We start from the raw sequence: 25,609 nt of genomic DNA, 5'->3' as shown, positions 1-25,609 counted from the left end.
CTGTGCATCCATAGAGAGCCTTGTTCTGTATAGGAGACCGAGAAATTTTAACAGAAGGGACAAGGGTGTAAAGGGAGGGGCTGGACTGGAAAAAAATTGACGCCCAATAGGGAGTATGGTATCGTTTTGCCTCGTATTTTCAGTGGGTTTGGCAGTTTTAAGGTGGCGCAGCCCCATGGCTGGAGTTCCTATGAATCTTCGGATATCCGTTGTTTTTTTTCTTTTTGTTTTACTGGCTGGCTGTGTTTCGACCACTACCGCCCCTCGGGAAATGGTCCGGGAGGCGCCTTACGTCTCCCGGGTTACTGACAGCCAGGCCAAGGCCCTTCATTACTTCAGCCTTTATCGCCTGGCCGTCGCAGACCGGGATCTGGAAAGGGCGCAGGCGATGCTTGAAGGCGCCTTGGAGGCTGACCCGGATTCCGCTTTTCTGAAGTATGCCCAGGCGCAGATGGCCATACATCAGGGGAATGACGAAGGTGCGCTCAGGGCGGCCGAAGACGCTGTTATTCTCGATCCTGGTTATATCGATGCCCTGTTGTTTCTCGGGAGTCTCCATTTTGCCAAGGGCAACAACAGACAGGCAGTCGAATACCTCAAACGGGTCGTTGAGCTGGATCCAGAGGAAGAAAATGCCCTTTTGGAACTGGCGGTCTCTCATGCTCGTCTGGGCGACACCGAAAAGGCCATCGATCTTCTCACGCAGGCGATTTCGGATAACCCAGATTTTTACGGGGCCCTGCTCACCAAAGCCCGAATTTACCGTGAAATTGGCCTGACCGTCCCCGCCGAGGAGTCCTATCTGGAATTGATACGGAACAGGCCTGATCTCGAAACGGCCTACGTGGAACTCGGCAGTCTTTATGAGGGGAAATCAGAGTCGGCCAAAGCTCTGCAGCTCTATCGTCAGGGGATTGCCGCGTTGCCTGAAAGTTTTGCCCTGCTCAACCGTCTCGCTCGTCTCTATATTCTTGAAAATCGCTTGGACGAAGCGCTGTCGGAGCTTCAGAGAATTGTCACCTTGAATCCGAGCGAAGCAGAAGCCTGGCAGAAAATAGGCCTGATCTATCTGGAGCAGGAACGGTTTGCGGAAGCGGCAGCGGTCTTCCGGACATTGCTAAAAAACAATCCTCACCTGGAACAGGCGCGTTTTTACCTGGGCTCGGCCCTTGAGAGACTGGAAGATTGGCAACAGGCGCTTGAGGCTTTTTCCGCCCTTTCGGAAGAATCCGAACTCTATGCTGATGCCCGCTACCACATGAGTTATCTCTACTTTCGTCTGGAGCGCACAGATCAAGCCATCACGGTTCTTGAAGACGTTTTTTCTCACGGTGGCGGACGCGCCGACGCCTATGCCTTTTTGGCCTCCCTTTATGAAGGTGAAAAACGCTACGAGGAGGCACTTTCAACCCTGCAGAAAGGGCTGGCCCTTTTTCCCGAAAGTGCCAATCTCTATTATCAGATGGGACTTGTGCATGAAAAAGACGGACAGCGAGCAAAGGCTCTCGAGACTATGCGATTGGCTTTGGATGTTGACCCTGAACATGCCGAAGCCCTCAATTTCATCGCCTATCACTATGCGGAAATCGGTGAGAATCTGAATGAAGCCCTGGAGCTTGTGCAAAGAGCCCTTACGGTCAAGAAAGAAGGACATATCCTCGACACCCTGGGGTGGGTTTATTTCAGGATGGAGCGTTTTACCGAGGCCGTGACCGCGCTGGAAGAAGCGGCCGCTCTCTTGCCCCAGGATCCGGTGGTTCTTCATCATCTGGCCGATGCCTATGTGGCCGCCGGAGCCTTCGACAAAGCCCGGCAGACCTATGAAGACGTCCTTCGCATTGATCCTGAGGCTGCCGGGGTCCAAGAAAAGTTGCGGGGGCTCTAGCGGTGTCACCGAGGATCATTGTGTCGAAGTCGAACCGACGCCTTATGCGTCTGGGTCTTTTTTTCCTTTTTCTGGTTTTCCTGGCCAGCTGTGCCCCCCGGGTGGCCTTTGTGCCTCCACCCATGCCGGCTAATATCGAAAACAGTCTTCTGGACCGGCTGCGCGCATCTGGCGATTATTTTCAGTCACTCAAAGGCCTGGCTAAAGTCCATGTTTCCACCCGGGATCGCTCGATCAGGGTCAGCCAGGTCGTGCTGGCGGAAAAACCTCACAGCCTGCGTACTGAAGTGATGGGGCCATTTGGTCAGACCTACATGGTGCTGGCCAGCAACAGGGATCACCTGTCCGTCTATCTTCCCCATTCGGCTGAATTCTATGAAGGCAAGCCCTCGTCTGAAAACCTGGGGAAGTTTTTACGACTTCCCTTTGAAGTGGAGGATCTGGTCAAAATCATTCTATATCAGGTTCCCCTGGTGGATTTTCAGCGTACCGAGGTTTCCTCTACGCCGGAAGGCCATTACCGTCTCACGCTTTATGCCGAAGACCAGTATTCGCAGGAGGCGGTTTTCAGCCCCGATCTGCGGCTGCTGTCTTCCGCTTATTTTCGACAGGCGGAAAAGCTGCTTTCCGTCTCCTATGCCGATTTCGATACGAACTTGCCGGCTTTCCCCTATCGCATCGGTGTGGAGATTCCGGCGGGACAGACCCAGGCTGAGGTTGCCTTTTCGGAGGTCGAGGTCAATATTCCGATTGCTCACGAACGTTTCAAGATGACGGCACCGACTGGCGTCACCATAAAGCCTTTGCCCTGATTTTCCGGAGACCCCCATGAGCCGCTTCTGTCTTCTCTTCGCGCTGATCCTTTTTCTATCCGGCTGCGACCCTCAGAATATAACGTCGCCGGATGACGAGGTTTCCAACGAACCGGCTTACGGTGACACGATCGTGATGGGCTCCATTGGCGACGCCAGCAATCTGCTGCCTGTTCTCGCTTCCGATTCTTCTTCTTCCGATATCAACGGGCTGATCTATAACGGCCTGGTGCGCTACGACAAAAATTTCACCATCGAGGGCGAGCTGGCAGAGTCCTGGACAATTTCCGACGACAACAGAACCCTTACCTTCAAACTGCGCCCCGATGTGCGCTGGCATAACGGGACGCCTTTTACGTCAGCCGATGTGCTGTTCACCTACCAGTTATACGTCGACCCCAACACACCTACCGCCTACGCGGAGCAATATCGTCTGGTCAAAAAGGCCGAAGCTCCTGATCCTCTGACGTTTCGGGTGTCTTACGAGGAGCCACTGGCGACCGCTCTCATCAGTTGGGGCGTCTCCATTATGCCCAGACACCTGCTGGAGGGAAAGGATATCACCCAGAGCCCCCTGTCCCGCGCGCCTGTAGGTACCGGTCCTTATGTGTTCAAAGAATGGAGTCCCGGCGAAAAGATCGTCCTGGAGGCCAACGAGGATTATTTTGAAGGGAAACCCTACATCAAGAGGGTTCTTTATCGGGTCATTCCTGATCAGTCGACCATGTTTCTGGAGCTTCTTTCCGGCGGTCTCGATTACATGGGGCTCAATCCCATTCAGTTCGAGACCCAGACGGAAACCCCTGCCTTCCGGCGCCGCTTCAACAAATACCGCTACCCCTCATCGGGCTACACCTATCTGGGCTACAACCTGCGTAAAGCTCTTTTTCAGGATAAAAGGGTGCGGCAAGCCATCTCCTATGCGATTGACAAGAATGAGCTGATCGATGGCGTCCTGCTCGGGCTCGGACAGGTGGCGACGGGGCCTTACAAACCTGGGTCGTGGGCCTATAATCCTCAGGTGAAAACTTACGCCTACGATCCTGAGCGCTCACGGGCCCTGTTGGCCGAAGCGGGCTGGCAGGACCACGACGGTGATGGCATTCTCGACAAGGAGGGAAAACCGTTTTCCTTTACCATCGTCACCAACCAGGGCAATGATCAGCGCATCAAAAGTGGTGAGATTATCCAGCGGCGGCTGCGTGAGGTAGGGATCGAGGTCCGTTTGCGGGTGATCGAATGGGCTTCGTTCCTGAAGGAATTTATCAACCCCGGCAACTTCGATGCGACCATCCTGGGGTGGACCATTCCCCCCGATCCTGATTCGTACAACGTCTGGCACAGCAGCAAGACCCGACCCGGCGAACTCAATTTCGTTCAATTCCGCCATCCCGAGGTCGATGAACTGCTGGAGAAAGGGCGGCGGACCCTTTCGCAGGAAGAGCGCAAAAAGCTTTACGACCGCTTTCAGGAAATCCTGGCGGAAGAGCAGCCTTACACCTTTCTCTATGTTCCTGACGCGCTACCCGTGGTGGCCGAGCGCTTCCGGGGGATCGAGCCCGCACCCGCCGGCATCATGCACAATTTTATCGAGTGGTATGTTCCCGCTGGCCAACATAAGTACACGCGCTGATCTTTTGCCGGCGGGCACTGCCCCAGAAAAGGACCGATCTTGTTTCAGTATCTCCTTAAAAGACTCCTGATGATGGTTCCGCTGCTGCTGGGGATCACTCTGATCTCTTTCGTCGTGATTCATCTGGCTCCAGGTGAACCCACCGATATGCAGACCGACCTCAATCCGGAGGCGAGTGTCGAGTTGAAAGAGCGCCTGCGCGCCCAGTACGATCTCGACCAGCCTTTGCTGGTTCAGTATGGCAAATGGCTGGGGAGACTCGCACGACTCGATTTCGGTGACTCCTTTTCGCAGGATCGGCGCCCGGTTCTCGACAAGATTCTAGAGAGACTGCCTATTACTATTCTCATCAATCTTTTGTCGATCCTCCTCATTCTGGCCGTCTCGGTGCCGATTGGCGTTCTGGCCGCCACCAAGCGCAATTCTCTGTTTGACCGTTTGACCACCATTTTCGTTTTTGTCGGCTTTGCTACTCCCTCCTTCTGGCTTGCCCTGCTGCTCATGGATTATCTTGGCGTGCAGCTGGGATTGTTCCCGATTGCCGGTATCAAATCACTGGGGCACGAATATCTTGGCTGGGCAGAGCAGATTTGGGATCGGGTGCATCACCTGATTTTTCCGGTTTTTGTATCGGCTTTTGGCGGCCTGGCCGGTTTTTCCCGCTATATGCGCTCCAATATGCTTGAGGTCGTGCGGCAGGACTACATTCTGACCGCGCGGGCCAAGGGACTGGCGGAAAGGGCGGTCATTTACAAGCATGCGTTACGCAACGCCCTGCTTCCCGTCATCACCATTCTGGGGTTGTCCGTGCCCGGACTTATTGGCGGCAGCGTTATCTTCGAAACAATTTTTGCCATTCCCGGGATGGGCAAACTTTTTTATGATGGTGTCATGATGCGTGATTATCCTCTGATTATGGGCATTCTGGTCATGGGCGCCATTTTAACCCTGGTGGGCAACCTCATCGCTGATTTGAGCTATGCTCTGGCCGATCCGCGCATTCGCAAATCCTGAAGGATAGCGTCTTGATCTGGGTCGCCGTCCGTATCCTTGAAACAGGCCGTATCTATGGGTAGTGGCAAAAAACAATCCTTCCTTCTCGATGTCTTCTGGCCGCGGTTTCGACGGAACCGCATGGCTCTGGCCGGTCTGGCCATAGTGCTGGGGATGTTCCTTCTCGCTCTTCTGGCCTCTGTGATCGGCGGTGATCCCGGCGCCATCGATATCCCCCATCGGCTGCAGTCTCCTGGCCTGGCCTATCCCCTGGGAACGGACGATCTGGGCCGCGACGTCATGACGCGCATTCTCTATGGCGCCCGGATCTCGCTGCTGGTTGGCTTCGTTGCCGTCGGCATCGCCACCTTGATCGGCATCTTTGTCGGCGCCCTGGCCGGTTACTACGGGGGGTGGGTCGATGCCGTCATCATGCGCTTTGTCGATATCATGCTCTGCTTTCCCACTTTTTTTCTCATCCTCGCCGTCATCGCCTTTCTCGAACCGTCGATTTGGAACATCATGATCATTATCGGATTGACGGGTTGGATGGGCGTCGCTCGGCTGGTGCGGGCCGAGTTTCTCTCTCTTCGCGAGAGGGATTTCGTCCTGGCAGCTCTGGCCCTGGGTGGTTCGGATCTGCGGATCATTTTTCGCCATATCCTACCCAATGCTTTATCGCCCGTTCTGGTCTCGGCGACCCTGGGGGTGGCCGGCGCCATCCTGACCGAAAGTGCGCTGTCCTTTTTGGGAATAGGGGTGCAGCCGCCCACGCCATCCTGGGGCAACATGCTGATTGCCGGCAAACAGACCCTGGGCACCGCCTGGTGGCTTTCCGCTTTCCCCGGCTTGGCTATCCTCGTTACGGTACTCGGGTACAACCTGCTGGGTGAGGGCATTCGGGACGCCCTTGACCCGCGCCTGAAAGAGTAGGCCCGGGGGCCAGTTTCAACTATTGTTTCAAGGTTTATATGAGCGCCAAAATCAGTCGCAATGATCTCTGCCCCTGCGGCAGCGATAAAAAATACAAAAAGTGCTGTTTGCTGCAAAGGCAAACGGTAGAGGATCTTCGTGGACTTTCACCCGCCGGTCTGGTCCGGGCGAGAGCGCGTGCCTTTGACGAAGGCAATTTCGGTCTGATTTACGACACCTACCACGGCGATTCCCATTTTCGACAGCAGTTTCCCGAGCGCGACGCCTATATCCATTACGGAAAAGCGAATCTATCCTCGGATTTCTCCATCCGGCAGTGCCGGATCATCCGTGAGGACATCACTGAATCAGCCGCCCACGTCATCTTTTACCTCGAGACAGTTTATCGAGGAACTTTGAATGAGAGTTTCGAACTCTCGCTCTTCTATCGGGAGGATGGAGAGTGGCGGTACCATTCCAGTCAGAAAATGGACCGAACAGATTATGACGGCGCTGTGGTCGATCTGGATAAGGCTGATTTCGATCGGGTTAAGGACAAAGTCTATTTCTAGACAGGTGATAAAGGAAGAGAGATGAAGGGTTCTGGCGCACGGGCGCAGTGGGCCAGCCGCCTTGGTTTTATCCTGGCGGCGGCCGGCAGCGCCATAGGCCTTGGCAACATCTGGAAGTTTCCCTACATTACCGGCCAGAACGGCGGTGGCGCCTTTGTCCTCGTCTACCTGGTCTGTATCCTGCTGGTTGGTCTGCCGATCATGATGGCCGAGTTGCATATTGGCCGACGCGGCCAGAGAGACGCCGTTGGCTGTTTTGCTGTCCTTGAGAAAAAACGGACTCGTTGGCGTTTTATTGGCTGGTTGGGAGTGTGCTCTTCTTTTCTGCTGCTGTCATTTTATGCCGTCGTGGCAGGCTGGAGCTTCGATTACGTCCTGCAGGCCGCTTCCGGTGGCTTCCAAGGGCGCAGTGCGGAAGAAATCAATGCACTTTTCGGTCAACTCGTTTCATCGCCGGCCCAGGTTGTTTTTTGGCAAGGGAGCTTTCTGGTGGCTACCGTTGGCATCGTGATTGGCGGAGTGCGCGGTGGTATCGAACGCTGGAGTAAAATCCTGATGCCGCTTTTGTTTCTGCTGCTGTTGCTGCTCTTTCTGCGCGGCATGCTCTCGCCGGGAGCCAGGGCTGGTCTTGAGTTCATGTTTTGGCCCGACTTTGCCAAACTCACCCCCACTGCACTTCTGGATGCCTTGGGCCACGCTTTTTTCACGCTTTCACTGGGTGCTGCCACCATGATCACCTATGGGTCCTATCTGGACCAGAAGGCCGATCTGCTCTCTTTGTCCGTACGGATCACCTTGCTCGACATCATGGTCGCCCTCTTGGCCGGGCTGGCAATTTTTCCCGTCGTTTTTGCCGCCGGCCTGGAACCGAACAGCGGGCCAGGTCTCGTTTTTCAGACCATTCCCATCGTTTTTTCCACGATGCCTTTTGGTTCCGTCCTCGCGGTTCTCTTCTTTCTCCTTCTCTCATTTGCCGCCTTGTCCTCTTCCATTTCCATGCTTGAGGTCTCGGTTTCGTACCTGGTCGACGAAAAAGGCTGGGGGAGGGGGGCGTCTACCCTGTTACTGGGCGGCGCCGCCTTCGTCGTCGGGATTCCCTCGGCTCTTTCCTTCAACCGCCTCGCTGAGTTTACCCCCTTTTTCGGACAGACCTTCTTTGATTTCGTCAATGCCCTCGTTTCTTCCTATCTGCTGCCGCTCGGTGGTTTTTTCGTCGCCGTCTATGCTGGCTGGTTCTGGAAAGGCTCCAGGCGGCAGGATGCCCTTGACGGCGGTAAGGATCGGCCCTGGCTCTACCCGGTGTGGCACGTTTTAATAAAATATGTCGCTCCGGGCGCTGTTGCCTTGGTACTGCTCAATCAGATCGGTTGGTTCAGGCCCTGATATGCCGGAACTGCCTGAAGTCGAAATCACCCGTCAGGGAATAAGCGCCGCCATCCAGGGCCGGCAGGTGCGCCATGTGGTCTTGCGCAACGCGGATTTGCGCTGGCCGGTCGATCCCCGGCTTGTACATATTCTGCCTGGCCAGGTGGTGCATAGAGTGGAGCGCCGTGCCAAATTTCTGCTGCTGCGGATGAGTGCTGGCACCTTGCTGGTCCATTTGGGTATGAGCGGCTTCTTTCGGATGGTTTCCCCCGATAGCCCGGCCCATCGTCATGATCACCTGGATCTGGTCTTTGAAAACGATATCTGTCTGCGTTATAACGATGTGCGTCGCTTCGGGTCGTTTTTATGGGTCGAGGGTGATCCCTTGTGCCACTCTCTGTTGGCTGATCTCGGTCCTGAACCCGATGACGCGAGAGTAGACGGTGCATTTTTGCAGGATCGTTTCAGCGGTCGATCGGCCCCGGTAAAGAATGTCCTCATGGATCAGAAGGTCGTGGCCGGCCTCGGCAATATCTACGCGAATGAAGCCCTCTTTGCGGCCGGGATATCGCCCTTGCGAGCCGCCGGTCAACTGACTCGCGTGCAATGCGATCGCCTTTCCGTGGCCGTGAAGAAAGTTCTGAGCCGTGCGATCGAGAGCGGTCAACAGTCTCTTCACCGTTTTTACGAACCGGTGACCGGAGAAAAGCCGGGATATTTCCCATTTGTTTTCGCTGTCTACGGCCGTGAGAACCAGAACTGTTCCCGATGCGGAAAGCCTATAACCAAAATCGTGCAGGCGGGCCGCTCCACTTATTTCTGTCCCTCCTGCCAGGCATGAGTGGCAGGTCGGTCCGAATTATGTGGTATTGCCGGCAGGTTTGTGGAATCATGCCGGCGCAGCCAATGGATAATTCACGGATTTTTAAAGTTGAGGGGCAATGACAACTCTACTCTGGTGGCATTGGGTTCTGGTGGGGATCATTCTGGTGCTTCTTGAACTGGTGGTTCCTTCCTTTACCATCTTCTGGTTCGGCCTGGGGGCCCTTTTAACCGGTCTTTTAGTGGCGGTTCTGCCAGGCCTGGCTCTTGAATGGCAGTTGCTGGTCTTTTCCGTCTCCAGTATTTTTTTCACCTTTGGGTGGTTTCGCTATTTTCGCCCGCGCCAAAGAAACTTATCCTCCGCGATGGATGAGAACCTCGCCGTCGGCCAGACCGGCATTGCCGCCACCAGAGCCCTGGTTCCCGGGGAGAGCGGTCGCGTGGTTTTTTCTGTCCCCGTTCTTGGCTACGAATCCTGGGCGTATACGGCCGATGAACCGATCAACACCGGGGACCGTCTCCGGGTGGTGGCCGTATTGGTTTCAGTCGGGGGAGAGGAAGATCGCACGGGGGATGGAAAAATTCTCAAAGTTGAGAAGGTTCACTAAGAGACGGTGCTTCTAGTTTAAACACGTTTGTTCTGACCACGCCATTTGACGCCGAGACTGTTTGCGGCGGGTCCTATTATCGCTCCAGTTAAAGGAAAAATCATGGATATCGCACTGATTATTATTGGCGCCATTTTGTTGCTTGTTGTCATCACCATCTCCGCCGGAGTCAAGATTGTCCCGCAGGGCTACGAATTTGTCATTATGCGTCTCGGCAAGTATCAATCGACACTGAAGCCGGGTTTGAACATCATTATCCCCTACATCGACACCATCGCCGCCAAGGTCACACGCAAAGACATCTCCCTAGATATTCCCAGTCAGGAAGTCATCACGCGGGATAATGCGGTGATCATTACCAACGCCATTGCCTTCATCAACATCCATACCCCTCACAAGGCTATTTTCGGGATCGATCATTACGAGCACGCCACCCGCAACCTGGTCATGACCAATCTGCGTGCCATTATCGGCCAAATGGACCTCGATGATGCGCTCAGCTCCCGTGAACAGATCAAAGTCAGACTCATTCAGGCCATTTCGACGGATCTGGAAGATTGGGGTCTGACGGTCAAAAGTATCGAGATTCAGGACATCAAGCCGTCATCCACCATGCAGGCTTCCATGGAACGGCAAGCCGCTGCCGAAAGGATTCGTCGGGCGGCCATTACCGAGGCAGAAGGCGAAAAACAGGCCGCCATCCTAACCGCCGAAGGTAAAAAACAAGCCTCGATTCTGGCGGCGGAAGGGGATCTGGAAGCGTCTCGTCGACAGGCCGAAGCCCGTATCGTGCTGGCCAACGCCACCAAAGATGCTCTGGCTTTGGTACAGCAAGGCATTGGTTCTGAACAACTGCCGGCGCTGTATCTGCTGGGGGAAAAATATATCACCGCTCTGCAGGAGTTGGGTGTCTCCGAGAACGCCAAAACGGTGATCCTGCCGGCCGATCTGCCGGCTGCATTACAGGGAATGTTCGGACTTAAAGGCATGAAGTAATGAACTGTCTGCCAACAGGCTGACGTAGCAGAGGGTTCAGCCTGCCACTTTCACAAACGGCAGCCTGTTCATCGGTTTTGAATACAAAAACGGCCAACTTCCCCAGCGTGGAGGTTGGCCGTTTTTGTATCCTTTTAAAAGACGGTTTAGGTCGTCACATGCCCGGGTTGGTTTCCCGTTTGGCCGTTCGGTCATTTTTTGCTATAGTCGCATCGACCTCTCATGAGAAGACAATCCTATGAAACTATCCGACAATCCGGCATCTTTGAATGCAGATCAAGGCACCCCCTCGGGGTCATCATTAAAACTTCTGCGTACATTTCTGCTTAAATTCACACTTTGTCTCGCCATTCTCGTTCCTCTTTTTCCTCTGAGCCAGCATAACTACCTTCTCTTTCACACTATCGTCGAGATGCTGAGTGTCGGGGTTGCCATCACGATTTTCAGTATCGGCTGGAACACCCGCACCTTTGCCCGCAGCGGTCCGTTGCTGATGATTGCCTGCACCTTTCTAGGGGTTGCCGGCCTCGATCTTTTGCACACCCTGGCCTATAAAGGGATGGGGGTCTTCCCGGTCTGGAACTCCAATCAGCCCACCCAGTTCTGGCTTGCCGCTCGCTATTTTCAGGGTTTGGGGTTGCTCGCCGCCGCTCTGCTGGTGGGCCGCAGACCACTACCTGCGGCTTCAACCCTTGTTGGCTCCATGGCCGCTGCAACGATTTTGACGATTTCCATCGTACAGGGCTGGTTTCCTGACTGTTTCGTGGCTGGTCAGGGCTTAACCTCGTTCAAGATCGCCAGCGAATTTATCGTTTCGGCTCTTTTAATAGCGGCAGGTATCCTTTTCTGGCGCCGTCGTACCCGGTTTGCTTCACGAATCGTTCCGTTGCTGGTCGGATCGCTCGCTCTGACCGTTCTCGCCGAGATGAGTTTTACCCTCTATGCCGATGTGTATGGTTTCTTTAATTATCTCGGTCATGTCTTCAAGTTCCTGGCCCTGATTCTGATCTATTATGCCCTGATTCGGGGGGCGCTACGATATCCGTATCGAAGCCTTTTTGCAGATCTTATGCGCGCCAAGGAGAGGGCCGAGGAGGCAAGTCAGGTCAAAAGTGATTTCCTGGCAGCGATGAGTCATGAGATTCGCACTCCCATGAATGCCATCATCGGCATGACCGAATTGACCTTGGACACCTCTCTGACTCGCGTGCAGCGGGAATATCTGGAAATGGTCCGGTCATCCGGCAAGTCTTTGCTGAAGATTATTAATGATATTCTTGATTTTTCCAAAATCGAGGCGGGGTTTCTGGAGCTGGAGGCAAGTCCTTTTACTCTGCGGGACATGGTGGAGGACACCTGCCGCGCTCTGGCCGTGCGTGCTCACCAAAAAGGGCTTGAACTGGTTTGCCATATTGCGCCAGAGGTGCCCCTCACTCTGGTCGGCGATCCCAGTCGTCTCCGGCAGGTGTTGACCAACCTGGTTGGCAATGCCGTTAAGTTTACGGTGCAGGGCGAGGTGGTGGTCGAAGTGACCGTGATGGAAGTGGAGGCGGATAAGAGTCGATACACCCTATGTTTTTCCATTAAGGACACTGGAATAGGCATACCTGCTGATCGCCTGGATCGTCTCTTCCAAAAATTCAGTCAGGTGGACAACTCGGTTTCCCGCAACTATGGCGGAACCGGCCTTGGTCTGGCTATTTCCCAGCAGATCATCGAAGCCATGGGGAGCCAGATCCAGGTTGAAAGTCACGTAGGGCAGGGCAGCCTTTTTTCCTTTGCCCTCTCTCTGTCTGCGGCCGAGGTTGAGGACAGCTCGGTGGCTCATACCCCTCATTGCGATCTAGGGGGCATCAGAGCTCTTATTGTCGACGACAATCACACCAGTCGGCGCTTTCTCTCCGAAACACTGGCGGGATGGGGGCTCGAAACAGTTGATGTTGCAGGTGGTGACAAGGCAATCGAATCATTGCGGGAGGCCGCGGCCCAGGGTCATCCCTTCCAGTTGTTGATGATCGATGAAGACATGCCGGACATCAGGGGCAAGGCTGTTGTGGAGCGTCTCCGTCGGGAAAATCTCCTGCCGGATCATGTCATCCTCTTGCTCCCCTCGACGGATATTTCGTCCCACGCTGAGGTCTCCTGGGCGAGGGAGGCGGGAAGTTGCCTGGTCAAACCAATTCAACCCTCAAAACTCTTTAACGCCATCATCGAAAACTTTCAGCCTCAGGAGATCGGTATCGATAGGCAGATGCCGACTGTCAACCCTGAGTATTGTGCTCCTGTTCCAGCTTGCATCCTTTTGGTCGAAGACAACCGCGTTAATCAGTTGCTCGCCAGAACTCTCCTGGAAAAGCGGGGGTGGACTGTCCGCCTTGCTTCCGATGGCAGCCAAGCCTTGACGCTGATTGAACAGGGGGGCATTGATCTTGTCCTGATGGATGTTCAGATGCCTGGCATGGATGGTTTGCAGGCGACTCGCCTCATTCGAGAAGCCGAGAAAACACGAGGGGAACACCTGCCTATTGTAGGTCTGTCGGCCCATGCGACCAAGGCTGACCGCCAAAAATGTCTGGATGCCGGCATGGATGACTATGTCACTAAACCGATTCAGGTTGATGCGCTCTATAACGCTGTAGAGCGCCTCCTTCCGGTGCCAAGGTTAAGGAGTCAGGCTGCAATCGATTTGGACGATTTCCTTTATGCGGTCAATGGCGACCGCCGTTTTCTCGCGGATCTCGTTGGCCAGTTTCGACATGATTATCCCCACTCCCTTCATGATCTTCTCCATGCTTTCAGGCAAGGCGACGGTCAAGGCGCCGAAAAAATAGCCCATTCGCTTAAATCGGTCGTGGGAATTTTCGGGGCTGGCGCGGCCGTGGAGCTGCTGCAGAGGATCGAAAGCCTGGCTGAGTCGCAGCAGATGAAAACGGGGGAAGAACTGCTGCAGCAACTTCAGGATGAGATGGAGAGGGTAGAAAAAAGTCTGGTGGATTTTATGGCGTCGGATCTGGGCGAGCCGCCTGAGGCTTAGAGCAAACTGGTGAACAATTGCGCGATTCCCTAAAAAAGGAAGGCCCTGGTTAAAAGGACCTTCCTTTTTTAATGAAAAGAATCAGGCTTCGGGGGTTGTCTCGAAGCAGAGAGCTTCGTGCAGGTTGACCGTATGGTTCTTGATCCGGCGCAAAGCCACCGCCATGTCGCTAAAAGTCAGGCCTGGCAGGGCGCCGCAGGCACCGGCCTTGGTGCGGGCGAGATGCGCGTTGCGTATCTCGTCCGCCAGATCATTGAGCCGACTGGCCTCCTGGCGGATACTGGCCGCATCCGTGGGCTTTTCCTCCTTAAAGGAGTCGCTGACGTGGTTGTAGAAAACCAGCACTTCGTGATGGAAGCGGATGAGGTCTTTCCAGGCGTCATCGCTGAAGTCCAGTTCATGCTTTTCCAGGCGTTTCATGTAAGAGCAGATGGAGGCTGTGTAATCAGCTATAGATTCCAGCTCGTCGGCCGCCCGCACGTAGCCATAGGCCATGTCGGACTGTTCCTTGCTTGCTTTGCCGGCCTGCATGAGGGTAACAGTGAAGGTCGTGATCTCATGCTGCATAACATCTGTTTGCTGCTCGATTTCCTTCACTTTCTGGTAAAAGCGATCCCTGCCCTTAAGATCGCGATGAAGCAGGCTTCCCACGTGACGAAGAGCCTTGTGAACTCTGGTATGCATGCGTATCAGTTCCTGCAGCACCATGGAGGTTCCCATGGCGACAGGCATGCTGCCCGGCGGGCCGATGTATTTGAACGGCCCCTTTTCTATTCCACCCGTTTCAGGAATGATGCGGACGACAAGACGCTCCAGTTGTTTGAGAAAGGGCAACATCGCCAGGGTGGCGGTCACGTTGAACATGGAATGGGCTAGAGCGATATGGGCCGCCGCATAAGGGTGGTTGCCTTCAGCGTTGATGAAATCGGCGGAACCAGGCACGAGCATTTCTACCAGCCCGACAAAGGGGGAGAATATGGTGATGATGATGAAAACCCCAAGGACATTGAAGGTACTGTGGGCCATGGCGGCTCGCCGGGCCGCCACGGTGCTGCCGATGGCGGCGAGCTGGGCGGTGATCGTGGTGCCGATGTTCTCACCCATGACCAGAGCGATAGCGGTGTGAATGGGGATCGCCCCTGTGGAGGCCAGGGCGATGGTAATGCCCAACATGGCGGAACTGCTCTGCACGATCATGGTCATGACGCAGCCGATGGCGACGCAACCCAGCAGGCTCAACAGCGACTGTGCATCCAGCAGCAGCATGAGGTTCATGAAGCCCTCATGGGTTCGCAAAGGTTTAAAGGCGTCGCTCATGATCTCCAGGCCGAAAAAGATAAGACCCAGAGCGACAAAAACCTTGGCTATGGCGGAGATTCTCTCGTTCTTGGAAAAAAGCATCGGAAAGATGCCGAGAGCGACCAGCAGCAGGCCATATTTACCCACCTTGACTGCGAGGATCCAGCCGGTGATGGTGGTGCCGATATTGGCGCCGAGGATAACCCCTATGGCCTGGCTCAGCTGCATGAGCCCGGCATTGGTCAGGCCGACGACCATGACGGTGGTGATGGAGGAAGACTGTACAAAGGCCGTGATGGACAAGCCGACGATCACCGCCAGGATGCGGTTGGAAGTCAGGGAGGAGATCGCTTTGCGGATGAGGCCGCCGGAGAGCATCTGCAGGCTGTCGGAGAGATATTTCATCCCGAGGATGAAAATTCCGAGGCCGCCCAGGACCGTGTAGGTCATCTTAAAAGGTTCGAGCATAGGGTAGGTCTCTCAATCGTTTTGGCTGTTGGTGTACTAGGTTACGCCATGCCTTTTAACCGGAAAAGCCAAACCTGTCAAGGACGTTGTCGTGTGCTTTTGCTAAGGTTTGCGGCATGAAAAAGCCCCGGGGTGATCTCCGGGGCTTTTTGAGGGTAAAGCAATCTTTACTCGATGGTTAGAGGCCAAGCTTTTTGAAGAAGTCGTTGCCCTTGTCGTCCACCAGGATGAAGGCAGGGAAATCTTCAACCTCGATCTTCCAGACGGCCTCCATGCCGAGTTCGGGGAAATCGATGCATTCGACCTTTTTGATGTTTTCTTCGGCCAGAACGGCAGCCGGCCCGCCGATGGAACCGAGGTAGAAGCCGCCATGCTTTTTACAGGCGTCGGTGACCTGCTGGCTACGGTTGCCCTTGGCGATCATGATCATGGAGCCGCCGTTCTCTTGCAGCAGATCGACGTAGGAGTCCATGCGGCCGGCCGTGGTCGGCCCGAAAGAACCGGAGGGCTTGCCAGCCGGCGTCTTGGCCGGGCCTGCGTAGTAGATGGGGTGGTTCTTGAGATAGTCGGGCAGTGGCTTGCCGGAATCGAGAATTTCCTTGAACTTGGCATGCGCGATGTCGCGGCCGACCACGATGGTCCCTTGCAGGAGCAGGGGGGCGCCAACTTCAAGTTTGGACAGGTCGGCCAGGATCTCTTTCATGGGGCGGTTGAGGTCGATGCGGGTGCCGTGGCCATGCTTGCCGCGATACTGGTCGGGAATGAGGCGACCGGGATTGCGGTCCATCTCTTCGACGAAGAGGCCCTCGCGGGTGATTTTCGCCTTGATGTTGCGATCCGCGGAGCAGGAAACCGCCATGCCGACGGGGCAGGAGGCGCCGTGGCGGGGAAGGCGGATGACGCGGACGTCATGGGCGAAATACTTGCCGCCGAACTGGGCGCCGATGCCGAGCTTCTGCGCGGCCTCCAGAAGCTTGGCTTCAAGGGCGGTATCACGGAAAGCCTGACCATGCTCATTGCCTTCGGTGGGCAGTCCATCGAGTTCCTTGGCCGTGGCCAGTTTGACGGTCTTCATGCAGGCGTCGGCGCTGGTACCGCCGATAACAAAGGCGATGTGGTAGGGCGGGCAGGCGGCGGTGCCGAGATATTTCATCTTTTCGACCAGGAACTTCTCCAGCTTCTCGGGGGTGAGCAGCGCTTTGGTCTCCTGGTAGAGCATGGTTTTGTTGGCGCTGCCGCCGCCTTTGGCCATAAAGAGAAACTTGTAGTAGTCCCCTTCGGTCGCCATGATGTCGATCTGGGCGGGCAGGTTGGTGCCGGTGTTCTTCTCCTTGTACATGTCGAGGGCGACCGTCTGGGAGTAGCGCAGGTTTTCTTCGGTGTAGGTCTTGTAAACGCCCTTGGAGAGATATTGCTCGTCCTTGCAGCCCGTCCAAACCTGTTGGCCTTTTTTGGCGACGATGGTAGCGGTGCCGGTGTCCTGGCAGACAGGCAGTTCAAAATTGGCCGAGATCTCCGCGTTGCGCAAAAAAGCCATGGCGACGCCGCGATCATTGGGGGAAGCTTCGGGATCACGCAGGATCTTGGCGACCTGCTCGTTGTGTTCGGGGCGCAGTAGGAAGGAGACGTCTTTCATAGCCTGGTTGGCCAGAACCGTGAGGGCTTCGGGATCGACCTTGAGGACATCCTTGCCATCGAAGTTGGCGACGGAAACATATTTTTCCGAATCGGGGATCTTGTAGTATTTGGTGGTGTCTTTACCTACGGGGAAGGGATCCTGGTACGTGAACTCCGGCATGGTTTTCTCTCCTTTTCATGATATGAAACGCGCGGCAGAAGGCCTCTGCGCTTGAAATGAACATTCAGCAAGGCAGTATATATAAGTCAGCTATATTTGTCGACACCAAGGTCCGCTATCAGGGAAAAAATTTCAAAGAATTAATCCTTGTCAAACTGCGGCAGGTCGCCGACAATAGGCCGAACTCTTTGCAGGAAGGAGGTCTTTGCATGGGTAAATCCTTAAATGGACGGCGAGTCGCTGTGGTCGGCGGACTGCGAACCCCTTTTGTCAAAGCGGGAACCTATTTTAAAGATCTGTCTCCTCTGGCGATGTCTACCCATGTGGTCGCCGAGATGTTGTCCCGTTATGGTGTAGTAGCCGATAGTCTGGACGATATTGTCTGGGGGCGAGTCATTCATGACCCCAGGATTTCCAATATTGCCCGGGAGATCGTGCTCGACCTTCGATTGCCGGCGCGCATTCGCGGCTATATGGTCTCCAACAACTGCATCACTTCGGCTCATGCCATAGCCAACCTGGCGGATGCCATCGCCGGCGGCAGGTCCGAAGCCGGCATTGCCGGCGGTGTCGAATCCATGTCACAGGCACCTATCCTATTCAGCCGGGAGGCTTCCCGTATTTTTCTGGAGGCCGGTCTGGCTTCCTCCACCAGCCAACAAATCAAGGCCCTTCTCCGTCTGCGTCCACGGCATTTTCGCCCCGAATCCCTGTCGGTCAAAGAGCCGTCCACCGGGTTGTCCATGGGCGAACATTGCGAGATTATGGCCAAGCAGTGGCAAATATCCCGGCAGGTTCAGGACGAGATCGCCCTGCGCAGTCACCTACGAGCGGCCCAGGCGACGGCAGACGGCCGCCTCGCTGCGGAAATCGCCCCTCTAAAAGGCATCGACCGCGACATGATCGTGCGCGGTGATACGAGCCTGGAAAGACTCGGTTCGCTGCGGCCGGTTTTTGACCGCTCCAGTCGGGGAACCCTGACGGCCGGAAATTCCAGCCCTCTTACGGACGGCGCGGCAGGGGTGCTACTCATGTCGGAAGAGCGGGCTGCCAAAGAAGGGCGTAAGCCGCTGGCCTTTATCCGCGATGTGCACTTCGCCTCCCTGCATCCCGACGATGGTCTGCTAATGGCCCCCGCCCTGGCGGTGCCGGCTTTGCTGCGTCGGACCGGTCTGTCTTTGCGTGACATGGATATCGTGGAGATGCATGAAGCTTTCGGTGCCCAGGTCGCCTGCAATCTTGCCGCCTGGGAGCAGGGTTGGAAGGATGAGGCCATCGGTGTGGTCGACCAGGCGATCCTCAACCCCCTCGGCAGTTCCATTGCCGTCGGGCATCCCTTCGCGGCCACGGGCGCGCGCATCGTCACCACCCTGGCCGGCGAGATGGCCAGAAAAAAGTCCCGCTATGGCCTGGTTTCCATCTGTGCCGCCGGCGCCATGGCTGCGGCCATGATTCTCGAAAGAGATTGATTGTTTAGACTGATATTCAATGTTATCGAGGGAATTTCATCATGCAGAAAATGCTCAAGCGTATCCTGACCTCTCGCGTCTATGAAGCGGCCGTGGAGACCCCTCTGGAGGAGGCACCCGGTCTGTCGTGTTCCCTGAATAACCGTATTCTTCTCAAGCGGGAAGACCTGCAGCCGATCTTCTCCTTCAAATTGCGCGGTGCCTATAACAAAGTAGCGCACCTGAGTGCAGAAGAACTGGCTCGCGGCGTGATTGCCGCCTCCGCTGGAAATCACGCTCAGGGCGTCGCCTATGCGGCCCGTCAACTGGGGGTTCGCGCGGTGATCGTCATGCCAGTGACGACTCCGGCGATCAAGATTTCAGCTGTCAAGGCTTTGGGCGCCGAGGTCGTACTGCATGGTGACAACTACTCCGAGGCGGCCGCCCGTTGCCAGGAACTGGTTGAACAGACGGGGATGACCTTCGTCCATCCCTTTGATGACGAACTGGTGATTGCCGGGCAGGGTACGGTGGCCGATGAGATTCTGAGGCAAAACTCGGGACGGCTGGATGCCGTGTTCGTCCCCATCGGCGGTGGCGGTCTCATCAGCGGTATCGCCGCCTATTTCAAGGCGCTTCGGCCGGAAGTGCGCATCATCGGGGTGGAACCTGTCGACAGCGATGCCATGGCTCGCTCTCTGGAATTGGGGCATCGGGTCATTCTCGATTATGTAGGGATCTTTGCCGATGGGGTGGCCGTCCGAGAGGTCGGCAAGCTGACTTTCGATTACTGCCGCAAATACGTCGATGAGGTCATCCGGGTCGATACGGACGAGTTGTGCAGCGCCATCAAGAGCACCTATGAAGCGACCCGTTCCATTGCCGAACCCGCCGGGGCGCTGGCCTTGGCCGGGCTCAAAAAATATGTACGGCAGGAAAAGATCACCGGACAGACCCTGGTTGCCATCAACTCCGGCGCCAACATGAATTTCGAACGGCTGCGCTATGTGGCCGAACGGACCCAGGTGGGAGAAAAGCAGGAAGCGCTCTTTGCGGTGACTATCCCCGAGCGTCCCGGCGCGCTGAAGCGCTTCTGCGGAGAACTGGTCGGTGGCCGGAACATCACGGAATTCAACTACCGTCTGTCCAGTCGCCAGGGCGCCCATATCTTTGTCGGACTTTCCATCAAAGACGAGGAGGAGAGGGCGGCCTTCTCGCGCCAACTGGCGGAAAAAGGCTATAAAAACCTCGATCTCACCGATAACGACCTGGCCAAAACGCATATTCGTTACATGGTCGGCGGTCGTTCCGCCGAGGCCGGGCAGGAAGTTCTCTACCGCTTCTGGTTTCCGGAGCGGCCCGGCGCTCTCAGCCGGTTTTTGACTTCCATGGGAGCTAACTGGAACATCTCTCTCTTTCACTACCGTCTGCAGGGCGGCGACTTCGGGCGTGTCCTTATCGGCCTTGAAATACCGGCCGGCGATCAGGCAGAATTTCAGCGATTTCTCGATTCACTGGGCTACCGCTTTATGGAAGAGACCGATAACCCAGCTTATCAGCTCTTTCTCTAAGGTCGATTCCCCGCTGATCCGTGGTTTTGCCTTGTTGGTCAGGCTGACGTAACAGCCCCGACATAATAATTGACAGATTCGCTCAGGTATGTTAATCGTGAGGCGACTGTCAGTTAATCCCACACGCAAGGAGCCTGATGTGTTCGCTACCCTGAAGGAAGACCTCAAAGCCGTATTTGACCGCGACCCCGCTGTGCGTAGCTCGTTGGAAGTTGTTTTTTGTTATCCGGGCTTTCACGCGCTGCTTTTTTACCGTCTGGCCCATGCGCTATGGGTCAGGAACTTTTTCTTTTTGGGACGGCTGGTTTCGCAGATGGGCCGGTTTTTTACGGGCATCGAGATTCATCCGGGTGCCAAAATCGGACGGGGGTTCTTTATCGACCACGGCATGGGGGTCGTTATCGGTGAGACGGCTGAAATCGGCAACAATTGCACCCTCTATCACGGCGTAACGCTCGGCGGCACCAGCTGGGCCAAAGAAAAACGCCATCCCACCCTGGGTGACAACGTCATTGTCGGTTCCGGCGCCAAGATTCTCGGTCCCTTCACCGTGGGCGACAACAGCAAGGTCGGCTCCAATTCGGTTGTGGTCAAGGAGGTCCCGCCCAATAGCACGGTCGTCGGCGTTCCGGGGCGGGTGGTGATGTCCGAGGGACAGTCCATTACCCGGGCCGACCTGGAGCACGGCCAGCTGCCGGACCCCGAAGCCAAGGCGATTTCCTGTCTTTTTGATCAGATTCGCTCTCTGGAAAGAAAAGTCAAAACGCTTACTGAAGAGCAGGAACGCCTGAAAGGTCAGCTGACTGAAGCGGGGAAAAAGGAGAAGGTCTGATGCGTCTTTCGACGAAAGCGCAGTATGCGGTCAGAGCCATGGTGAGCCTGCACCTCAACACGCAGGGATCCCCCGTTTCACTCAAAGAAATTGCCTCCCGGGAGGATATCTCCCTGACTTACCTGGAGCAGCTCTTCGTCAAACTGCGGCGGGGGGGAATCGTTGACAGCGTGCGAGGACCCGGTGGCGGCTACGTCCTGGCCCGGGCCGCCGAGGAGATCCGGGTAGACCAGATTATCGACAGTGTCGAGGAGACCCTGGTACCCGTTTCCTGCATGGATGCCCAGGGGCGTTGCAGCTGCACGGACCATTGCGTGACCCATAGTGTGTGGCAGGGGTTGGGGGAACGGATACGCACCTTTCTGGCCTCCATGACTCTCGCCGACCTGACCCGCGAAGCCAAAGACAAGATTCTTGACCGCCAGCGGCGGCTCAACGAGATTTCACGATGATATGGAGGATGTGGTTTTGAAACGGATTTACATGGACAATAACGCGACCACGGCTGTGCGGCCGGAGGTTTTGGATGCGATGCTTCCCTTTTTTCGCGATCACTTCGGCAATCCCTCCAGTGTGCACTGGGCGGGAAGGGCGGTCAGCCCGGCCGTGGAAAAAGCCCGAGAGCAGGTCGCTCGCCTGGTCAACTGTTCCCCCGCCGAAATTGTCTTTGTTTCCTGCGGCAGCGAAGGGGACAACCATGCCATCAAGGGGACGGCTGAAGCCCTGCGGGAAAAAGGAAACCACATCATTGCCACCAGCGTCGAGCATCCGGCTGTGCTCAACACCTGTCAGGCCCTGGAAAAGCAGGGATTCGTGGTTACCTACCTGCCGGTGGACCGCGACGGCATGCTCGATCTGCAGGATCTCGAAGCCGCCATCACCGACAAGACGATTCTCATCTCCGTCATGTGGGCCAACAACGAAACGGGCAATATCTTTCCTATTGAAGAAATCGGCGCCATCGCCAAAAAACACAAGGTCCGTTTTCACAGCGACGCCGTACAGGCCGTCGGTAAAATCCCGGTCGATGTCCAGGCCGCCGGGGTGGATCTGCTCGTCATCTCCGGGCACAAGCTGGGCGCCCCCAAGGGCGTCGGCGCCCTCTACATTCGCCGTGGCACCAAACTGACTCCGCTCATTCATGGCGGCCACCAGGAGCGCAACCGTCGCGCCGGCACCCACAATGTTCCTGGCATTGTCGGTCTGGGGGTGGCCTGCGAACTGGCAGCAGCGGAGCAGGGGAGTCACGCCGAGAAAATCCGAGCGCTGCGGGATCGCCTGGAAAAAGGGATTTTCGAACAGATTCCCGAGGTCAAGCTCAACGGTCATCCGACCCTGCGTCTACCCAATACCCTGAATGTCAGCTTCGCCTACATCGAAGGGGAGTCGCTGCTGCTCAATTTCGATATGAAGGGCATCGCCGCCTCCTCCGGGTCGGCCTGCACCTCCGGCTCCCTGGAGCCCTCCCACGTCATGGGCGCCATGTGCGTGGATGTGGTGCTGGCCCATTCCAGCACCCGCTTCAGTCTCGGGCCGGACAACACCGAAGAGGACGTCGACTACATTCTGGAGGTGCTGCCTCCCATCGTGCAACGTCTGCGGGATATGAGCCCCCTGTACAACCGGGGCGGCCAGCCGATGACCTGTGAAACCTGCCCGATCGTCAAGAAATGCTGACCCCTTCGATACGGGATCAGCACGGATAATACTCAATAAAAAGACGCGATAAAGGAGAAAAAGATATGTATTCCGACAAGGTTATGGATCACTTCAGCAACCCCCGCAACGTAGGTGAAATCGAAGACGCCGATGGTGTCGGCGAAGTGGGTAATGCTTCCTGCGGCGATATCATGAAGATCTATCTCAAGGTCGAAAACGATGTCATCAAGGACGTCAAGTTCAAGACCTTTGGCTGCGGCGCCGCCATCGCCACCTCGTCCATGGTGACGGAGATGGCTATCGGCAAGACCATCGACGAGGCCATGGAGCTGACCAACGCAGCCGTGGCTCAGGCTTTGGACGGTCTGCCTCCCGCCAAGATGCACTGCTCCAATCTGGCGGCGGACGCGCTGCATGAAGCCATTAAAAACTACAAGGAATCAAAAGCCTAGACGCCTTTCCTAAAGCATTTTCCAGCTTTCAGAGAGGGCCATTCCTAGTGAGAGTGGCCCTCTTTTTCATCGAGGCTTCTCCTATGAAACATCGGAAAAAAGTTATCGTCGCCATGAGCGGGGGGGTGGATTCCTCCGTTACCGCCGCGCTGCTCCAGGAGCAGGGGTATGACGTGGCCGGCCTGAATATGCGGCTGTGGAAAGAAGAGGAGAATTCCGCTCCTGAGACCGGAAACGGCAAGGGGGCCCCGGATCATGCCGCCGATGTGCGGCGGGTGGCGGAGGCGCTGGATATCCCCTTGACCGTTCTCGATTTGCGCGACAAATTCTATCGCCGCATTGTCGAGCCTTTCTGCCAGACCTATTTCGCCGGTCAGACCCCCAATCCCTGTATCCTCTGCAACCAGACCCTCAAGTTCGGCCTGCTGCTGGAAAAGGCCCGGGAGTTGGGGGGGGATTTTCTGGCGACGGGGCACTATGCCCGCATCCTGCAGGAAGGCGACCGCTATGTGCTGGCAAAGGGCAAAAACCTGCATAAAGACCAGAGCTACTTTCTTTTCACCTTGACGCAGCAGCAGCTTGGCCAGGTTCTTTTTCCGTTGGGGGAAATGGACAAGGCGAGGGTACGGGAGCACGCCGCCCGTTTCCAGCTGCCCGTGGCTCAAAAGGCCGAGAGCCAGGATATCTGCTTCATCCCGGACGGGGATTACGTCTCCTTTCTCGAACGGCGCGGGCTCCCCGACCACCCGGAAGGGGAGATTGTCCATCTTAACGGCCAGGTTCTCGGCCGGCATCAGGGCACCTTTCGCTATACTATCGGCCAGCGGCGCGGTCTTGGCATCGCCTGGCCCGAACCGCTCTACGTCCTTAAAATCGACGCACCGGCTTCCCGCGTTATCGTGGGGGAGCGAATTCATCTCGCGGTCAGCGAACTGACCCTGCAGGGAACCATCTGGAATATCCCCGTGCCGCCAGAACCCCTGCGGGCCCGCTGCCGCATCCGGTACCGTCACCGGGAGGCCAAGGCTCTCATCACCCCGGGACCGGATGGCCAGTCCAGGGTCCTTTTCGAGGAACCGCAGCAGGGCGTCACTCCGGGGCAGGCCGCGGTCTTTTTTGACGACGACCGGATTCTCGGCGGAGGCTGGATCCTATGAACGGCCGTGTCTCATTGACCACCCTCGGCTGCAAGACCAACCAGTTCGAGTCGGCTGCCATGGAGGAGCATCTGCGGCGAGCCGGCTACGAGGTGGTTCCCTTCGATGTGGGCGCCGATCTGGTCATCGTCAACACGTGTACAGTGACCAGTGCCACCGACGCCCAATCCCGCAACCTTGTGCGGCGAGCCCGCCGGCTCAATCCCCGTTGCCGCGTGGTGGTGACAGGGTGCTACGCCCAGGTCGACCCCGAGGCCCTGCGGGCCATTCCCGGCGTGTCCCTCGTGCTGGGCAATGATGAGAAGAAGGACTTTCTGCAGTGGATTGAAAAGAGTGTGGACGGCCAGGTCGTGCAGGTCTCCCCGATTCGGGAAATAACCGAAGCCTCGGTGCTGTCCACCACCGTCTTTGCCGAGCGCAGCCGGGCCTTTGTGCAGATTCAAAACGGCTGCGACGCTTTCTGTTCCTACTGCATCATTCCCTATGCCCGTGGGCGCAGCCGTTCCGTGCAGCCGGAGGAGGTCGTCGCTCAGGTAGCCGGTCTCGTCGAGGCGGGCTACCCCGAGATCGTCCTTACCGGCATCCATATCGGCGGCTACGGCACGGACCTGACCCCCAGTTTGACCCTGACGGATCTCGTCCGCCGGTTGGAATCGGGCACCTCCGTGCGCCGTCTGCGGCTGGGCTCGCTGGAGCCGACGGAGATTACCGATGAACTGATCGAGCTGGTGGCCGGCTCGTCCGTGATTTGTCCCCATTTTCACATCCCGCTGCAGGCCGGCGACGACCAGGTCCTGCGGCGGATGAACCGTCATTACCAGACCGCTTTTTTCCGGGATCTCGTGCAGCGCATTCATCGACGTCTGCCGCAGGCGGCCATCGGTCTGGACGTCATCGCCGGTTTTCCGGGCGAAACCGAGGATGAGTTCGCCAACACCCTCGCCCTGGTTGAAAGCCTGCCCGTCAGCCATCTGCATGTTTTTCCCTACAGCCGCCGTCCCGGTACCCCTGCGGCCAGCATGGCCGCGCAGGTGCCTTCTGCCCTGGCCCGTGAAAGGGCCGCGCGTCTGCGAGCTGTTGGAGAAGAGAAAACCCGAATCTTTGCCCGGCGTTTTGTCGGCCAGACCCTGGAAGTCGTGGTCGAAGGAGGCGGGCGGAATGGCTGGCGAAAAGGTCTGACGACCAACTACCTGCAGGTGCATTTCAGGGGAGGGGACGACTTGCCAGATAAAACGCTGAGGGTTCGTCTCACTGGCCTTGAGGGCGAGGGACTGGTCGGCGAACTGGCCTGAA

The 25,609-nt window shown here is 56.5% G+C and carries 21 protein-coding genes; 19 read left to right on the top strand and 2 right to left on the bottom strand.

From position 1 onward, the window contains the following. Positions 1-190: 190 nt before the first annotated feature. From MJO47_RS12895 to MJO47_RS12845, 11 genes are all read left to right on the top strand, one after another. On the top strand, positions 191-1,885 hold the full coding sequence (locus tag MJO47_RS12895) for a tetratricopeptide repeat protein (protein WP_253961525.1): 1,695 nt from the start codon (positions 191-193) through the stop codon (positions 1,883-1,885). 20 nt (positions 1,886-1,905) lie between these two features. Beyond that, complete coding sequence (locus MJO47_RS12890) at positions 1,906-2,697, top strand: DUF4292 domain-containing protein (RefSeq protein WP_253961524.1); 792 nt, start codon at positions 1,906-1,908, stop codon at positions 2,695-2,697. Positions 2,698-2,713: 16 nt separating this feature from the next. Further along, positions 2,714-4,330, top strand: coding sequence for a peptide-binding protein (locus MJO47_RS12885; protein ID WP_253961523.1), 1,617 nt, complete (start codon positions 2,714-2,716; stop codon positions 4,328-4,330). Between the two features lie 39 nt (positions 4,331-4,369). Further along, positions 4,370-5,344, top strand: a complete 975-nt coding sequence (locus MJO47_RS12880) for an ABC transporter permease (protein WP_253961522.1) — start codon at positions 4,370-4,372, stop codon at positions 5,342-5,344. Between the two features lie 54 nt (positions 5,345-5,398). After that, positions 5,399-6,256: an ABC transporter permease gene (locus MJO47_RS12875; protein WP_253961521.1), complete on the top strand. Its 858-nt coding sequence runs from the start codon at positions 5,399-5,401 to the stop codon at positions 6,254-6,256. Between the two features lie 38 nt (positions 6,257-6,294). After that, positions 6,295-6,807: a YchJ family metal-binding protein gene (locus tag MJO47_RS12870; protein ID WP_253961520.1), complete on the top strand. Its 513-nt coding sequence runs from the start codon at positions 6,295-6,297 to the stop codon at positions 6,805-6,807. A gap of 21 nt (positions 6,808-6,828) precedes the next feature. Continuing rightward, positions 6,829-8,190, top strand: a complete 1,362-nt coding sequence (locus tag MJO47_RS12865) for a sodium-dependent transporter (protein WP_253961519.1) — start codon at positions 6,829-6,831, stop codon at positions 8,188-8,190. 1 nt (position 8,191) lies between these two features. Continuing rightward, entirely contained in the window at positions 8,192-9,013 is an 822-nt protein-coding gene (gene mutM / locus MJO47_RS12860; protein WP_253961518.1) for a bifunctional DNA-formamidopyrimidine glycosylase/DNA-(apurinic or apyrimidinic site) lyase, read from the top strand. Positions 9,014-9,113: 100 nt separating this feature from the next. Next, positions 9,114-9,602 carry an NfeD family protein gene (locus MJO47_RS12855; RefSeq protein WP_253961517.1) on the top strand — a complete coding sequence of 163 codons (489 nt, stop codon included), beginning with the start codon at positions 9,114-9,116 and terminating at the stop codon, positions 9,600-9,602. Between the two features lie 102 nt (positions 9,603-9,704). Continuing rightward, entirely contained in the window at positions 9,705-10,598 is an 894-nt protein-coding gene (locus MJO47_RS12850) for an SPFH domain-containing protein (RefSeq protein WP_253961516.1), read from the top strand. A 238-nt stretch (positions 10,599-10,836) separates the two neighbouring features. Then, complete coding sequence (locus MJO47_RS12845) at positions 10,837-13,632, top strand: MASE3 domain-containing protein (protein ID WP_253961515.1); 2,796 nt, start codon at positions 10,837-10,839, stop codon at positions 13,630-13,632. A gap of 81 nt (positions 13,633-13,713) precedes the next feature. On the opposite strand, the gene MJO47_RS12840 is transcribed toward MJO47_RS12845, so the two are convergent. Together MJO47_RS12840 and MJO47_RS12835 are read right to left on the bottom strand one after the other, a co-directional pair. Next, complete coding sequence (locus tag MJO47_RS12840; RefSeq protein ID WP_253961514.1) at positions 13,714-15,399, bottom strand: Na/Pi cotransporter family protein; 1,686 nt, start codon at positions 15,397-15,399, stop codon at positions 13,714-13,716. A 178-nt stretch (positions 15,400-15,577) separates the two neighbouring features. Beyond that, positions 15,578-17,197 carry a fumarate hydratase gene (locus tag MJO47_RS12835; RefSeq protein ID WP_253961513.1) on the bottom strand — a complete coding sequence of 540 codons (1,620 nt, stop codon included), beginning with the start codon at positions 17,195-17,197 and terminating at the stop codon, positions 15,578-15,580. Positions 17,198-17,406: 209 nt separating this feature from the next. On the opposite strand from MJO47_RS12835, the gene MJO47_RS12830 reads away from it, so the two are divergent. The 8 genes from MJO47_RS12830 (at position 17,407) to mtaB (ending at position 25,608) form a co-directional block, all read left to right on the top strand. Further along, positions 17,407-18,666, top strand: a complete 1,260-nt coding sequence (locus tag MJO47_RS12830) for an acetyl-CoA C-acyltransferase (RefSeq protein WP_253961512.1) — start codon at positions 17,407-17,409, stop codon at positions 18,664-18,666. 41 nt (positions 18,667-18,707) lie between these two features. Next, positions 18,708-20,216: a threonine ammonia-lyase, biosynthetic gene (gene ilvA, locus MJO47_RS12825; protein WP_253961511.1), complete on the top strand. Its 1,509-nt coding sequence runs from the start codon at positions 18,708-18,710 to the stop codon at positions 20,214-20,216. Positions 20,217-20,355: 139 nt separating this feature from the next. Next, a complete protein-coding gene (gene cysE / locus MJO47_RS12820; RefSeq protein ID WP_253961510.1) occupies positions 20,356-21,048 on the top strand; it encodes a serine O-acetyltransferase in 693 nt (230 codons plus the stop codon). After that, positions 21,048-21,500, top strand: coding sequence for an Rrf2 family transcriptional regulator (locus MJO47_RS12815; protein ID WP_253961509.1), 453 nt, complete (start codon positions 21,048-21,050; stop codon positions 21,498-21,500). The genes cysE and MJO47_RS12815 overlap by 1 nt, the downstream gene beginning before the upstream one ends. Positions 21,501-21,516: 16 nt before the next feature. Further along, positions 21,517-22,725 (top strand): cysteine desulfurase NifS, encoded by a 1,209-nt coding sequence (gene nifS, locus MJO47_RS12810; protein ID WP_305882443.1) that lies wholly within the window; start codon positions 21,517-21,519, stop codon positions 22,723-22,725. A gap of 65 nt (positions 22,726-22,790) precedes the next feature. Next, positions 22,791-23,159, top strand: coding sequence for a Fe-S cluster assembly scaffold protein NifU (gene nifU, locus MJO47_RS12805; protein WP_253961508.1), 369 nt, complete (start codon positions 22,791-22,793; stop codon positions 23,157-23,159). 83 nt (positions 23,160-23,242) lie between these two features. After that, positions 23,243-24,316: a tRNA 2-thiouridine(34) synthase MnmA gene (gene mnmA / locus MJO47_RS12800; RefSeq protein ID WP_253961507.1), complete on the top strand. Its 1,074-nt coding sequence runs from the start codon at positions 23,243-23,245 to the stop codon at positions 24,314-24,316. Continuing rightward, on the top strand, positions 24,313-25,608 hold the full coding sequence (gene mtaB / locus MJO47_RS12795; RefSeq protein WP_253961506.1) for a tRNA (N(6)-L-threonylcarbamoyladenosine(37)-C(2))-methylthiotransferase MtaB: 1,296 nt from the start codon (positions 24,313-24,315) through the stop codon (positions 25,606-25,608). The genes mnmA and mtaB overlap by 4 nt, the downstream gene beginning before the upstream one ends. The last annotated feature ends 1 nt before the right edge of the window (position 25,609 follow it).

It is taken from the genome of Desulfuromonas sp. KJ2020, from assembly GCF_024197615.1.
Lineage (GTDB): Bacteria > Desulfobacterota > Desulfuromonadia > Desulfuromonadales > SZUA-540 > SZUA-540.
This window is presented reverse-complemented; position numbering and strand designations above follow the sequence as displayed.